The 11,925-nt window shown below is 66.3% G+C and carries 16 protein-coding genes and 3 pseudogenes; 17 read left to right on the forward strand and 2 right to left on the reverse strand.

What is annotated here, in order from left to right; genetic code table 11:
• Positions 1 to 35: 35 nt before the first annotated feature.
• From ACHMWU_RS29050 to ACHMWU_RS29130, 17 genes and pseudogenes are all read left to right on the forward strand, one after another.
• Positions 36 to 248 carry a hypothetical protein gene (locus ACHMWU_RS29050; protein WP_396048949.1) on the forward strand — a complete coding sequence of 71 codons (213 nt, stop codon included), beginning with the start codon at positions 36 to 38 and terminating at the stop codon, positions 246 to 248.
• Positions 248 to 1,273 carry an MCE family protein gene (locus tag ACHMWU_RS29055; RefSeq protein WP_396048950.1) on the forward strand — a complete coding sequence of 342 codons (1,026 nt, stop codon included), beginning with the start codon at positions 248 to 250 and terminating at the stop codon, positions 1,271 to 1,273. Before ACHMWU_RS29050 ends, ACHMWU_RS29055 begins: the two co-directional genes overlap by 1 nt.
• Entirely contained in the window at positions 1,270 to 2,301 is a 1,032-nt protein-coding gene (locus ACHMWU_RS29060; RefSeq protein ID WP_396048951.1) for an MCE family protein, read from the forward strand. Before ACHMWU_RS29055 ends, ACHMWU_RS29060 begins: the two co-directional genes overlap by 4 nt.
• Entirely contained in the window at positions 2,301 to 3,617 is a 1,317-nt protein-coding gene (locus ACHMWU_RS29065) for an MlaD family protein (RefSeq protein ID WP_396048952.1), read from the forward strand. Before ACHMWU_RS29060 ends, ACHMWU_RS29065 begins: the two co-directional genes overlap by 1 nt.
• Positions 3,617 to 3,931: an MlaD family protein gene (locus tag ACHMWU_RS29070; RefSeq protein WP_396048953.1), complete on the forward strand. Its 315-nt coding sequence runs from the start codon at positions 3,617 to 3,619 to the stop codon at positions 3,929 to 3,931. The genes ACHMWU_RS29065 and ACHMWU_RS29070 overlap by 1 nt, the downstream gene beginning before the upstream one ends.
• Positions 3,843 to 4,820, forward strand: a complete 978-nt coding sequence (locus ACHMWU_RS29075; RefSeq protein ID WP_396048954.1) for an MlaD family protein — start codon at positions 3,843 to 3,845, stop codon at positions 4,818 to 4,820. The genes ACHMWU_RS29070 and ACHMWU_RS29075 overlap by 89 nt, the downstream gene beginning before the upstream one ends.
• Before the next feature lie 23 nt (positions 4,821 to 4,843).
• Positions 4,844 to 5,404 carry a hypothetical protein gene (locus ACHMWU_RS29080; RefSeq protein ID WP_396048955.1) on the forward strand — a complete coding sequence of 187 codons (561 nt, stop codon included), beginning with the start codon at positions 4,844 to 4,846 and terminating at the stop codon, positions 5,402 to 5,404.
• Entirely contained in the window at positions 5,401 to 5,754 is a 354-nt protein-coding gene (locus ACHMWU_RS29085) for a hypothetical protein (protein WP_396048956.1), read from the forward strand. The genes ACHMWU_RS29080 and ACHMWU_RS29085 overlap by 4 nt, the downstream gene beginning before the upstream one ends.
• Positions 5,727 to 5,903, forward strand: a complete 177-nt coding sequence (locus ACHMWU_RS29090) for a hypothetical protein (RefSeq protein ID WP_396048957.1) — start codon at positions 5,727 to 5,729, stop codon at positions 5,901 to 5,903. The genes ACHMWU_RS29085 and ACHMWU_RS29090 overlap by 28 nt, the downstream gene beginning before the upstream one ends.
• Positions 5,904 to 6,001: 98 nt before the next feature.
• Positions 6,002 to 6,103: pseudogene (locus tag ACHMWU_RS29095) on the forward strand (biotin carboxylase N-terminal domain-containing protein); the annotation flags it as partial.
• Between the two features lie 68 nt (positions 6,104 to 6,171).
• Complete coding sequence (locus ACHMWU_RS29100) at positions 6,172 to 6,561, forward strand: biotin carboxylase N-terminal domain-containing protein (protein ID WP_396049276.1); 390 nt, start codon at positions 6,172 to 6,174, stop codon at positions 6,559 to 6,561.
• Positions 6,452 to 6,907: pseudogene (locus ACHMWU_RS29105) on the forward strand (pyruvate carboxylase); the annotation flags it as partial. The gene ACHMWU_RS29100 and the pseudogene ACHMWU_RS29105, both read left to right, overlap by 110 nt.
• A 30-nt stretch (positions 6,908 to 6,937) precedes the next feature.
• Positions 6,938 to 7,228 carry a hypothetical protein gene (locus ACHMWU_RS29110; protein WP_396049277.1) on the forward strand — a complete coding sequence of 97 codons (291 nt, stop codon included), beginning with the start codon at positions 6,938 to 6,940 and terminating at the stop codon, positions 7,226 to 7,228.
• Positions 7,215 to 7,286 (forward strand): annotated as a pseudogene (locus ACHMWU_RS29115) (hypothetical protein); the annotation flags it as partial. The gene ACHMWU_RS29110 and the pseudogene ACHMWU_RS29115, both read left to right, overlap by 14 nt.
• A 496-nt stretch (positions 7,287 to 7,782) precedes the next feature.
• Positions 7,783 to 9,276 carry a hypothetical protein gene (locus ACHMWU_RS29120; protein ID WP_396048958.1) on the forward strand — a complete coding sequence of 498 codons (1,494 nt, stop codon included), beginning with the start codon at positions 7,783 to 7,785 and terminating at the stop codon, positions 9,274 to 9,276.
• Positions 9,189 to 9,383, forward strand: a complete 195-nt coding sequence (locus ACHMWU_RS29125) for a biotin/lipoyl-containing protein (RefSeq protein ID WP_396048959.1) — start codon at positions 9,189 to 9,191, stop codon at positions 9,381 to 9,383. Before ACHMWU_RS29120 ends, ACHMWU_RS29125 begins: the two co-directional genes overlap by 88 nt.
• Before the next feature lie 441 nt (positions 9,384 to 9,824).
• Positions 9,825 to 10,673, forward strand: a complete 849-nt coding sequence (locus tag ACHMWU_RS29130) for an acyl-CoA desaturase (RefSeq protein ID WP_396048960.1) — start codon at positions 9,825 to 9,827, stop codon at positions 10,671 to 10,673.
• Positions 10,674 to 10,785: 112 nt separating this feature from the next.
• On the opposite strand, the gene ACHMWU_RS29135 is transcribed toward ACHMWU_RS29130, so the two are convergent.
• Together ACHMWU_RS29135 and ACHMWU_RS29140 are read right to left on the reverse strand one after the other, a co-directional pair.
• Positions 10,786 to 11,175 (reverse strand): nuclear transport factor 2 family protein, encoded by a 390-nt coding sequence (locus tag ACHMWU_RS29135; RefSeq protein WP_396048962.1) that lies wholly within the window; start codon positions 11,173 to 11,175, stop codon positions 10,786 to 10,788.
• A gap of 13 nt (positions 11,176 to 11,188) precedes the next feature.
• A complete protein-coding gene (locus ACHMWU_RS29140; protein WP_396048963.1) occupies positions 11,189 to 11,893 on the reverse strand; it encodes an acyl-CoA thioesterase in 705 nt (234 codons plus the stop codon).
• Positions 11,894 to 11,925 lie beyond the last annotated feature (32 nt).

Consider the following 11,925-nt stretch of genomic DNA (forward strand, 5'->3'; position numbering starts at 1 on the left):
AGACCAGGGCGCCGCTCAAGGGATCCATCGCGGCATTGGACGACCTGTCGACCAACCTCGCCGACGCCGAGCCGACGCTCGACAAGTTCTTCAAGACGCTGCCCACCAAGCTCGACCGCATCGGCCGAATCGGCAGCTACGGCTCGTGGCTCAACTTTTATGTCTGCTCGATCGAGGGCCGCATCCCGCTGCCTGAGGGCTACATGGGCGACCTGGGAGTCAAGCCCATCGCAGGAAGGTGCCGCTGATGGCCCGCAAGAAGTACCCCGTAGCGTTCGCCGAACGGAACCTCGTCGTCGTCGCGCTGGCCGGGCTCACCGCCCTGGCGTTGATCTTCATCGTGACGTTCCGCGCCGACTCGCTGCCCATCATCGGCGGCGGCAAGATCTACAGCGCCAACTTCGCCGAGGCCGGTGGCCTCAAGAAGGGCAACGAGGTCCGCATCGCCGGCGTCAAGGTCGGCAAGGTCACCGACCTCACCCTCGAGGGCAAGGTCGTCGAGGTCAAGTTCCGGGTCAAGGACGTCGACCTCAGCGACCAGACCTCCGCCGCAGTCAAGGTCAAGACGATGCTGGGGCAGAAGTACCTGTCGCTCGACCCGCAGGGGCGCAAGCCGCTCAAGGGCGCCATCCCCCTGGCTCGCACGACGACGCCCTACGACGTCAACGCCGCCTTCTCCGATCTGTCGACCAACATCGAGGAGATCGACACCGAGAAGATGGAAGAGAGCTTCGAAGTGCTCAGCGACGTCTTCAAGGACACCCCCGAGTCGGTCCGCACGATGGTCGCCGGCCTGACTGATCTGTCCCGCACGATTTCGAGCCGCGACGACGAGCTCGCCGGGCTGCTCGAGTCGACCAAGAAGGTCAGCGGCACCCTCAAGGACCGCAATGGCGAGTTCGCCAAGATCATCAACGACGGCAGCTCGCTTCTCGGCGAGCTCGAGCAGCGCCGCGAGGCGGTCGGCAAGATGCTGAAGGGCACCTCGCTGCTCAGCGTCGAGCTGTCCGGCCTGGTCAAGGACAACGAGAAGCAGCTCAAGCCGGCTCTGGCCAAGCTCGACCGTGTCTCGGCGATCCTCAGCCGCAACCAGGAGAACCTCGATGCGGCCCTGGAGAAGCTCGGCCCCTACTACCGGGTCCTCGCGTCCGCGCTGGGCAACGGCCGATGGGTCGACTCCTATATATGTGGCCTCTTCGACGCCAGCGGAAACCCAGTGCTGCAGAACGATGTCGAACGCAACTGTGATCCTGCCAAGGGAGGCGGAGAATGACGCGCCGCAAGACAATCCGCTTCGCGCTGATCGCGGCGGTCCTGCTCGCCGGATTCGTGGGCTACCGCACGGTGGTCTCCGGCCAAGGCACCGAGTTCAAGGCCAAGTTCGATGCGACCATCGGTCTCTACCCTGGATCGGAGGTGCAGGTGCTCGGCGTACGAGTCGGCACCGTCACCGCAGTCGAGCCGACCGGCGGCAGCGTCACGGTCTCCATGAAGCCGAACAAAGGCCAAGACGTCGGGGCGAACACCAATGCGGTGATCGTGGCGCCGACCCTGGTCAGCGACCGGTTCGTCCAGCTCACCGAGCCCTACGACGGTGGCGCCAAGCTCAAGGACGGCGACGTGCTGGCCACGTCGCGGACGGCTGTTCCGGTCGAGATCGACGATCTCTATGCGAGCCTCATCGATGCCGGTGATCGCCTCGGGCCCGATGGCGCCAACAAAGACGGTGCGCTCTCCGACCTGCTCGACGTCGCAGCCGAGAACCTCAAGGGTCAGGGCGCCGACATCAACCAGATGATCTCCGAGTTCGGCGAGGCGACCGGAACCCTCTCCGACACCGGTGACGACTTCTTCGCGACCCTGGCGAACTTCAAGGAGTTCAACGACATGCTCGTGGCCAATGACCGCGGCGTCGCCAACGTCAACCGGCAGTTCGCGGCCGTCACCGACTACCTGGCCGAAGACCGCCAAGACCTGGCCGAGGCCGTCGCCAACTTGGGTGACGCGCTGGGGATCGTCGACGACTTCATCGACGACAACCGCGACAACCTCAAGACCAGCGTCGAGAACCTGCTCGGTCCCACACAGGTCTTGGTCAAGCAGAAGGACTCCCTGGAGGAATCAGTGCGACTCATCCCGTTGCTGCTGCAGAACTACCTCAAGGCCTACAACCCGCAGCAGAACTCGCTCGATGGCCGCGGCAACCTGAACGAGGTCACGATCTGGGCCGACGATGGTCTCAGCGCGCAGACCTCGAAGTCCGCGCCGCCGGTGCTGCTGCCCGGTGTGGGAGGCAACTGATGAGGAAGCTCAAGATCGCATCCGTCGCCTCCGTCGCGGCGGCTGCCGCCCTGACACTGGGCGGCTGCGGGATGCTCAGCGGCGGTGTCTACGACACGCCACTGCCCGGCGGTGCCGACCTCGGTTCGAGTCCTATGACGATCGAGGCTGACTTCGACGACGTCCTCGACCTCGTGCCGCAGTCGAGCGTCAAGGTCGACAACGTCGCAGTCGGACGAGTCGACAAGATCCGGCTCAACTCCGACGGACACAGCGCCCGGGTCAGGATCAAGGTCAACGGTGACGTCGACCTGCCGGCCGGCACGACCGCCCGCCTGCAGCAGACCTCCTTGCTGGGCGAGAAGTACGTCGCCCTGGTGCGCCCAGAGACACCGGTCGCCGGGCCGGCTCTGAAGACCGGAGCCAAGCTCGGGATCGCCGAGACCTCGCAGGCCGCACAGGTCGAGCAGGTTCTCGGAGCGTTGTCGATGGTGCTCAACGGAGGCGGAATCGGCCAGTTCCAGGAGATCTCGCGGGGAGCTGCAGCAGATCTCCGTGGGACGACCCGAGCAGATCAAGGGCTTCCTCAACGAGATGAACACCTTCGTCTCCGGGCTCGACGACCGCAAGGAGTCGATCACCGCAGCCCTCGACGGACTGAACGAGCTGTCCAAGACCCTCGACGCCGACAAGGACAAGATCGTCAAGGTGCTCGACGAGCCAGCCCCGGCATGAAGGTCATGGTCGAGCAGCGCAAGCAGTTCGTCGCGATGCTCACGGCACTCGACAAGCTGTCCGGCGTCACGGTCGACACGCTCGACAAGGCGCAAGAAGACATCATCGCCGACTTCAAGGCGCTCGAGCCGATCCTGCAGCAGCTGGCCAAGGCTGGCGCCGACCTGCCGAACTCGCTCGAGATCTTGTTGACGTACCCGTTCCCCGACTCGGTGCTCGGCGCCATCAAGGGCGACTACCTCAACGTCTTCATCGAGACCAACTTCCGTACCGTGCCGTCGGGCTGTGCTGCGATCGGCTGTGTCTGGCCGCAGCCCGTCGGAGCCTCAGGGGTGTCGGGCACGAGCTTCCGAGGAGCATCTGAAGAGGACGCTGCTCCGACGCTGCTCCCGCCGACCAGCTCGCCGGTTCCCGGAGCGACCGAGCCCACCATCACGGTGCCGACGCCGTCGCCCAGCGACTCGCCGTCCCCGACGGGCTCGCCCTCGCCCCAACCGTCTGAGACGTCGGGCTCCACTCCCAGCCCAGATCCGACCACGCCGTCGTCCAGCGACTCACCCTCGCCGGATCCGAGCCGTGAAAACAAGGACGGTGACAACTGATGTTGACCGGTCGCATCAAGATCAAGCTCGTCGCCTTCGCGGTGATCGGAGCGCTCGCCACGCTGTACCTCGGCGTCAAGTACGTCGGCCTCAACGTGTTCGGTGGGGGGTACAGCGTGACGGTGGCCCTGCCCGATGCCGGCGGAACCTTCGCCAACGGCGAGGTGACCTACCGAGGTGTGCCAGTCGGCCGGATCAAGGAGCTGACTCCCCACCAGGGACGGGATGACGGCCCGGCTGCACATCGAGTCCGGTGCGCCGCAGATCCCGGCCGATGTCACGGTGCGGGTCGCCAACCGCTCCACGATCGGTGAGCAGTACATCGATCTGCGCGGCGCCGGCACGACCGACAAGGTGCTGGCCGACGGTGACCACCTCGTCGGCACGGCCGAGTCGCTGCCACCGCCGATCGACGAGGTGCTTCGCTCGGGTCGCGACTTCGCTGGTTCGGTGCCCCAAGACTCGCTCAAGACCGTCATCGACGAAGGATATGAGTGGTTCCGCGGCTCTCACGATGACCTGACCAGGCTGCTCGAGACGTCCGAGGAGTTCGCCGAGACCGCTGACAAGAACTTCTTGGTCACCGCCGGTCTGATCAAGAACTCCTCGACGGTGCTCAGCACGCAGCAGGAATCGGCGACGAGCATCAAGAACTTCAGCAGCGATCTGAGCCTGCTTGCCGAGACACTGGCCAGCTCCGATGGGGATCTGCGAATCCTCATCGCGAACTCGCCGGCGGCCGCGCGTTCGTTCAATCGTCTGTTCGACGAGGTCGGCACCCCGCTGGGCGTGCTGATGAGCAATCTTGTGTCGACGGCGCAGGTCTTCGGCACGAATGCTGCGGGAGTCGAGGATGCGCTGATCCGCATCCCCGAGGCACTCAGCATTGGCTGGGCGATCAACACCTCCAAGGGGGTCAATCTCGGGCTCGCCCAGACTTACTTCGATCCGCTTCCGTGCACGAGCGGATATGGCGGAACCACGGTGCGACCTGGTCTGCAGACCTCTGGTGGCAAGGCGTTCAACACCTCGGCTGGCTGCACGCGGGCACCGTCGACCGGGGTCAACGTGCGCGGACCCAAGAGCGTGCCAAAATCGGCGTCGAAGCCCGCGAAGGGCAAGGCGTCGAAGAGTGGCGCTCCGGTCGCGGCAAAGATCAGCGTCCCGACGTCCCTGGAAGACCTCATGGGCGGCGGCGAATGAGCACCCAACAGATAGAGGTCCCGATGCAGGACGAGTCCACGACGTCAGACTCCACGACAGGGGCCGTCGATGCGCCTGCGTCCCGCAAGCCGTGGCTGCAGTGGGCGCTGGTCGTTCTCGCACTCGCGGTCGCCGCGTCCGGGCTCTTCGCATGGCGCAGTGCCGCCAACGACGATGCCGTCGCCCTGGCCAAGACTCGCGACACCGTGTTGATGACGGCGCGCCAGCACATCGTGACGCTCAACTCGCTCGACTACCGCAAGGTCGACGAGGGGTTGAAGGGCTGGGCGGCCGTCACGACCGGCACGCTGAACGACCAGCTGGCGCAGGTCGACCAAGAGAATCGTCAGCTGCTGGCCGATCAGAAGAAGATCTCGGTCGGCAAGGTCATCGACGCCGCGGTCACGAGCCTCGACGACACGACGGCCACGGTCATCGCCGCCGTCGAGATCACGGTCACCGACGATGCGAAGCCCGATGCTGAGCCGACGGTCAAGCGCAACCGATTCAGTGCAGATCTGGTGAAGGTCAAGGGTGAATGGAAGTTGGAGAACTTGCAGCAAGTAGCGGTGGACCTGTCATGACGGTAGTTCGCAACAGCCGGCGCATCGCCCTGGCAGGACTGTTGGTCGCGGTCGGCCTGCTCGGCTGGTGGATGGCGCACGACCTGACTTCGACCGACTCGGCGCAGAACAAGGCGCTGACTGACTCGGCGGCGACGTCGCGGGTGCAGTCCGAGGTCTCGAGGGCGCTGACCAGCGTCCTGAGTTACGACTACGCAGATCCTGCCCGCACGCAGACGGCGGCTCGGGAGGTGCTGACCGGTGACGCGAGCAAGGAGTACGAGACGTTGATCGAGTCGCTCGCGAAGCGAGCGCCCGGCCAAAGCTCGTGCTCACGGCGACGGTGCAGGCAGTTGGGGTCAAGTCGCTGAGCGACGACAAGGCGAGCCTGCTGGTGTTCCTCGACCAGTCGAGCCAGCGGGCCAAGGACAATGAGGCGAGCTATCCGGCGGCACAGCTGTCGATCGAGGCGAAGAAGGTCGGAAAGGTGTGGAAGATCTCGGGGCTGACACCACTCTGACCGAGATGGCGTACCATTATGTGAGACGGGGGTCTCGCTAGTTGGAACATCTGGCGACTAGGGTTGGGGTTTCACTTCTTCGAGCAAGGACGATCCCGTTGTTCCAGAAGATCCTGGTCGCCAACCGCGGCGAAATTGCGATCCGTGCCATCCGTGCCGCCCATGAACTGGGCGTCGAAACCGTAGCAGTCTTCCCTTACGAGGACAGAGGCTCCGAACACCGCGTACGTGCAGACGAAGCGTACGAGATCGGTGAGCGGGGCACCCCGTGCGGGCCTACCTCGACCCGAAGGCGATCGTTGCTGCCGCGGTCAAAGCAGGTGCCGACGCCGTCTACCCCGGCTACGGCTTCTTGTCGGAGAACCCCGATCTGGCCGAGGAGTGCCACGCTGCGGGCATCACCTTCATCGGTCCGCCGAAAGAAGTCCTCGAGCCACCCGGGAACAAGGCCTCGGCGATCGCAGCGGCCAAGGCCGCAGGCGTTCCCGGTGCTCAAGTCCGTCGAGCCGTCGGCCAACGTCGACGAGCTCCTGGGCGCCTCGGACGTGCTGACCTACCCGCTGTTCGTCAAGGCTGTTGCCGGCGGTGGCGGCCGTGGCATGCGCCGGGTCGACGATCCGGCCAAGCTGCGCGAATCCATCGAAGCGGCGATGCGTGAAGCAGACGGTGCCTTCGGAGATCCCACCTGCTTCATCGAAGAGGCCGTGGTCGACGCCCGTCACATCGAGGTGCAGATCCTGGCCGACTCGGCCGGCTCGGCCGTCCACCTGCGTGAGCGTGACTGCTCGGTGCAGCGCCGGCACCAGAAAGTCGTCGAGATCGCTCCGGCACCGCACCTGCCCGAAGAGATCCGCGAGTCGATGTGCGCCGACGCCGTCAGGTTCGCGCGCTCGATCAACTACGCATGTGCCGGCACAGTCGAGTTCTTGCTCGGCGCTGACGGGCGCTACGTCTTCATCGAGATGAACCCCCGCATCCAGGTCGAGCACACGGTCACCGAAGAGGTCACCAACGTCGACCTGGTGCAGGCGCAGATGCGTATCGCGGCGGGCGAGACCCTCGCAGACCTGGGTCTCGACGTGCAGGAGAACATCCTGGCGCGCGGCTTCGCGCTGCAGTGCCGCATCACGACCGAAGATCCGGCCAACGGCTTCCGCCCCGACACCGGCACCATCACGTCGTACCGGTCGCCGGGCGGACCAGGCGTGCGCCTCGACGGCGGCACGACGTTCACCGGCGCCGTCGTCAGTGCCCACTTCGACTCGCTGCTGTCGAAAGCTGACGTGTCGTGGGCGCAACTTCGAGGAGACCGTGACCCGTGCTGAGCGGGCGCTGTCGGAGTTCCACGTCGGCGGCGTGTCGACCAACGTCCCCTTCCTCAAGGGTCTGCTGGCCAATGACGACTTCCGGGCCGGACACGTCACGACGTCGTTCATCGAGGAGCACCCCGAGCTGTTGGAGGCCCAAGGCGCCTCCGACCCGGCCGGCAAGATCTTGTCGTGGTTGGCCGATGTCACGGTCAACAAGCCGAACGGCGCATCGCCGACCAGCATCGACCCGGTGTCCAAGCTGCCCGAGATCGACCTGACCGCTCCGGCGCCTGCGGGTTCGCGTCAGCAGCTGCTCGAGCTGGGCCCCGAGGGATTCGCGGCGGCCCTGCGCCAGCAGGACAATGTCGCCGTCACCGACACGACCTTCCGCGACGCCCACCAGTCGCTGCTCGCGACCCGCGTGCGCACCCGTGACCTGGTGCAGGTCGCACCGTACGTCGCCCGCATGACTCCACAGCTGTTGAGCATCGAGGCCTGGGGCGGCGCGACCTACGACGTGGCCCTGCGGTTCTTGAAGGAAGACCCGTGGGACCGGTTGGCCGCGATCCGTGCGGCGGCGCCCCAACATCTGCCTGCAGATGCTGCTGCGGGGGCGCAACACCGTCGGCTACACGCCGTACCCGACCGAGGTCACCGATGCCTTCGTGGCCGAGGCGGCAGCAACCGGCATCGACATCTTCCGCATCTTCGACGCCCTCAACGACGTCGACCAGATGCGCCCCGCGATCGAGGCGGTGCGGGCCACTGGCACGGCAGTCGCCGAGGTCGCGCTCTGCTACACCGGCGACCTGTCCGATCCGGCCGAGAAGCTCTACACGCTCGACTACTACCTCGAGCTGGCCGACCGGATCGTCGAGGCCGGAGCGCACATCCTCGCGATCAAGGACATGGCCGGTCTGCTGCGTGCCCCGGCCGCACGGACGCTCGTCATGGCATTGCGCGAGCGCTTCGACCTGCCGGTGCACCTGCACACGCACGACACCGCCGGCGGTCAGATGGCGACGCTCGTCGCCTCGATCGTGGCGGGTGTCGACGCGGTCGACGTCGCTTCGGCGGCGCTCGCCGGCACCACGTCGCAGCCGTCGATGTCCGGTCTGGTCGCAGCGACGAACTACGCGGCCCGCACCACGGGACTCGACATCGACGCGGTCAACGCGCTCGAGCCGTACTGGGAGGCGACCCGCCGCCTGTACGCACCGTTCGAGTCGGGCCTGCCTGCGCCGACCGGCCGGGTGTACCGGCACGAGATTCCCGGCGGACAGCTGTCGAACCTGCGCCAGCAGGCCATCGCGTTGGGGCTGGGCGAGAAGTTCGAGCAGATCGAGGACATGTACGCCGCGGCCAACGACATCCTCGGCAACGTCGTCAAGGTGACGCCGTCGTCCAAGGTCGTCGGCGACCTCGCCTTGCACCTCGTCGCCGTCGGTGCAGATCCGGCGGCCTTCGCCGACGACCCGGCCTCGTTCGACATCCCCGAGTCGGTCATCGGCTTCTTGTCTGGCGAGCTGGGCGATCCGCCCGGCGGCTGGCCCGAGCCGTTCCGCACCAAGGCCCTACAGGGGCGCCATTCCAAGCCGGCCGTGACCGAGCTGTCGTCCGACGACATCGCGGGGCTCGAGAACGACCGTCGACACACGCTCAACCGGCTGTTGTTCCCTGGCCCGACCAAGGAGTTCGACGCAGCGCGCGTCGAGTTCGGCGATCTGACGATGGTGCCGACCGAGGCGTTCTTGTACGGCCTGAAGCAGGACGTCGAGACCGAGGTCGAGGTCGCCGAGGGACAGCTCCTGCTGTTCGGTGTCGAGGCGATCGGTGATGCCGACGAGCGCGGCATGCGCAACGTCCTCGGCACGATCAACGGACAGCTGCGGCCCACCGAGGTGCGCGACCAGTCGGTCGACTCCAGGTCGCCACGGCCGAGAAGGCCGAGACCGGCAACGCCAAGCACGTCGCGGTGCCGTTCGCGGGCGTCGTCCACGCGCTCGTCGCCGAGGGCGACACGGTCGAGGTCGGTCAGACGGTCGCCACGATCGAGGCCATGAAGATGGAAGCGTCCATCACCTCGCCCAACGCCGGAACCGTCGCCAGGCTCGTCATCGGTGACACCCGTCAGGCCGAAGGCGGCGACCTGCTGCTCGTCCTGGCCTAGCCGCCCCCGACCGCTCCCGCCGCGTCGGTTTCCCACGAGACCTAGGGTCTTCTGCACGTACCTCGTGTTACAGCGCGAGGTACGTGCGGAAGACCCTTGGTGCGTGATGGCACCCTCGGACGGTGCTGTTTTCCCTGGGCCTCGTGGGAAACCGACAAAGTTGGTGGGCGGGATGGGCCGGTTGTGTCAGGATGGATGAAAAGGGGCCACACATGACGCAGGAACTTCCGGTCAGGCAGGCTCCGAGCGAGCCGTACGTCAGCCATTTCACCGAGCTGTTGCAGACCGTCCGCGAAGCAGGACTGCTGGAGCGGCGGCACATCTACTACTGGTGGCAGATCGGCGCGCACGTCGCGGCGTTCTTCGCTATCTGGGGTCGGATTCTTCTGGCTCGGCAACTCGTGGTTCCAGCTGATCCTGGCCGCCCTGCTCGGTGTCATCGTGACCCAGTTCGGCTTTCTCGGTCACGATGCGGCGCACAGGCAGATGTTCACCTCGGCGTCGTGGAATGCGTGGACGGCGCGCATCCTCGCCGGCGGGTTCGCCGGTCTGAGCTTCGCCTGGTGGCGGGCCAAGCACAACATGCACCACAAGGGACCCAACCTCGAAGGCTACGACCCCGACATCGGTCCGGGTGCGATCGCCTTCACCCCCGGCATCGTGGCCCAGCGGACGACGGGCTTCGCCGGCTGGTTCGTCAAGCGGCAGGGCTGGCTGTTCTTCCCCGCTGCTGACGCTGGAAGGGCTCAACCTGCACGCCGAGAGCATCCGTGCTGCCCGCGACAAGACGTCCACCCAGCCGTGGCGCCGGGTCGGCTGTTCCTCGTCGTCACGCGACTGACGGTGTACGTCGGGGTGCTGCTGGCCTTCTTGCCGCTGGGCAAGGCGTTGGCGTTCTTCGCGGTTCAGATGGCTGTCTTCGGTTTCTGCCTGGGCGCCTCGTTTGCGCCGGCCCACAAGGGGATGCCGATCATCCCGGCCGGGATGAAGCTCGACTTCCTGCGCCGCCAGGTCATGGTGTCGCGCAACGTGAAGGGCAACCCGGTCGTCGACTGGGCGATGGGCGGTCTGAACTACCAGATCGAGCACCACCTCTTCCCGAGCATGCCGCGCTGCAACCTGCGCAAGGCCCAGCCGTACGTCAAGGCGCACTGTGAACGCGAGGGCATCGACTACATGGAGGTCGGGCTGTTCACGTCGTACGGGATCGTCATCGACTACCTCAACAATGTCGGCATCCGGGCCCGCGATCCCTTCGACTGCCCGCTCTCCGCTCAGCTCCGCGGCTGACCGCTGACGAGGTACTTACCGCCCCGCGACGAGGTGGTTGTGGCCCTGCGACAACTTCGTCGCGGGGCCACAAGTACCTCCTCGAAGGGCGGTAACCCCCTCCTCAGCGTGGTTAGGGGGCGAGCTGGGCGGCCTCGGCGCTGTCGATGTACTCGTCCAACCTCGTGATCTTGCCTTCAGAGTTCACGGTGATCACGGCGCAGGCGTGGAGGGCGACCTCTTCGCCGGTCGAGACCCGGGTCCCGCGCAGGACGTGCTGCTGGACCGCGCCGCCCTCGAACGCCGTCACGCGACGCTCGGTGTAGCGACGATCCGACACCCAACGGCTCATCCCGACGAGGAGCTTGGCGTTCTGCTCGACGGTCTGCTCCTTGTTGTCGTGGTTGTGCCAGATGACGGCGTCGGGCGTGTAGATGTCGAACAGATCGGCCGGGTCGCCGGCCTCGGCGGCGGCGATGATCCGGTCGAGCAGGACGATGTTCGGGTGGGTGGACTGGGTCATGGGTTCTCCGATGTCAGATGGGACGGATGAGAAGCTTCTGGGCGACCTGGCACAGTGACGTGCCGGCCTGGTCGAAGACGGCGGCCTCGATGAGGGCACGACCTTCGTGGGCCAGGGGAGTGGTGTGCTCGAACAGCATCCACTCATCGGCCCGGATGTCACCGCGGAACCACATGGAGTGGTCCAAGGAGACGGCGTTCCAGCGGCTGGCCAGGCTACGTTCGTGACCTGACACGTGACCGTGCGGCGTGACGGCGGTCGACATCAACATCAGGTCGCTGATGTAGGCCAACGTCGCACGATGCACGAGCGGATCGTCCGGCAGCTGGTCGGTGCACCGCATCCACATGGCATTCGGTGGGGCGGCGGAGTGCGGGGCCTGCTCGGCCGGATCAGGTGCCAGGCGCACCTCGACGGTCGAGAAGTCGTCCCAGTACTCGCCGAGCCCGCCGTCGACGGCCGACACTTCCTGCAGGCTGGGGCAGTCGTCGGGTCCGGGGTACTGCGGCGCAAGCCGGCTGTGCGACAAGCCCTCGGACGGTGCGGCGCACGAGATCGTCGAACGGCACAGCAGCCGATCTCCCTGCCAGGCGCTGACCTCGCGGGTCGCCATGTTCCGACCGTCCCGCAACCGGTTGACCTGGTAGGTCACAGGCAGCCCCGACAGCCCGCCGCGCAGGAACGTCGTGTGGCTGGAGTGGACGAGCTTGTCGTCCACGCTGGCGCCGGCCGCAATGATCGACTGCCCAC

Source organism: Aeromicrobium sp. UC242_57 (assembly GCF_044452305.1).
Classification (GTDB): domain Bacteria; phylum Actinomycetota; class Actinomycetes; order Propionibacteriales; family Nocardioidaceae; genus Aeromicrobium.

What these genes read in the sequence shown, in the direction of transcription:
- ACHMWU_RS29055 (WP_396048950.1), top strand. Translation starts at nt 248, where the DNA reads ATGGCCCGCAAGAAGTACCCCGTAGCGTTCGCCGAACGGAACCTCGTC.
- ACHMWU_RS29060 (WP_396048951.1), top strand. Translation starts at nt 1,270, where the DNA reads ATGACGCGCCGCAAGACAATCCGCTTCGCGCTGATCGCGGCGGTCCTG.
- ACHMWU_RS29065 (WP_396048952.1), top strand. Translation starts at nt 2,301, where the DNA reads ATGAGGAAGCTCAAGATCGCATCCGTCGCCTCCGTCGCGGCGGCTGCC.
- ACHMWU_RS29070 (WP_396048953.1), top strand. Translation starts at nt 3,617, where the DNA reads ATGTTGACCGGTCGCATCAAGATCAAGCTCGTCGCCTTCGCGGTGATC.
- ACHMWU_RS29075 (WP_396048954.1), top strand. Translation starts at nt 3,843, where the DNA reads ATGACGGCCCGGCTGCACATCGAGTCCGGTGCGCCGCAGATCCCGGCC.
- ACHMWU_RS29080 (WP_396048955.1), top strand. Translation starts at nt 4,844, where the DNA reads ATGCAGGACGAGTCCACGACGTCAGACTCCACGACAGGGGCCGTCGAT.
- ACHMWU_RS29085 (WP_396048956.1), top strand. Translation starts at nt 5,401, where the DNA reads ATGACGGTAGTTCGCAACAGCCGGCGCATCGCCCTGGCAGGACTGTTG.
- ACHMWU_RS29110 (WP_396049277.1), top strand. Translation starts at nt 6,938, where the DNA reads ATGCGTATCGCGGCGGGCGAGACCCTCGCAGACCTGGGTCTCGACGTG.
- ACHMWU_RS29135 (WP_396048962.1), bottom strand. Translation starts at nt 11,175, where the DNA reads ATGACCCAGTCCACCCACCCGAACATCGTCCTGCTCGACCGGATCATC.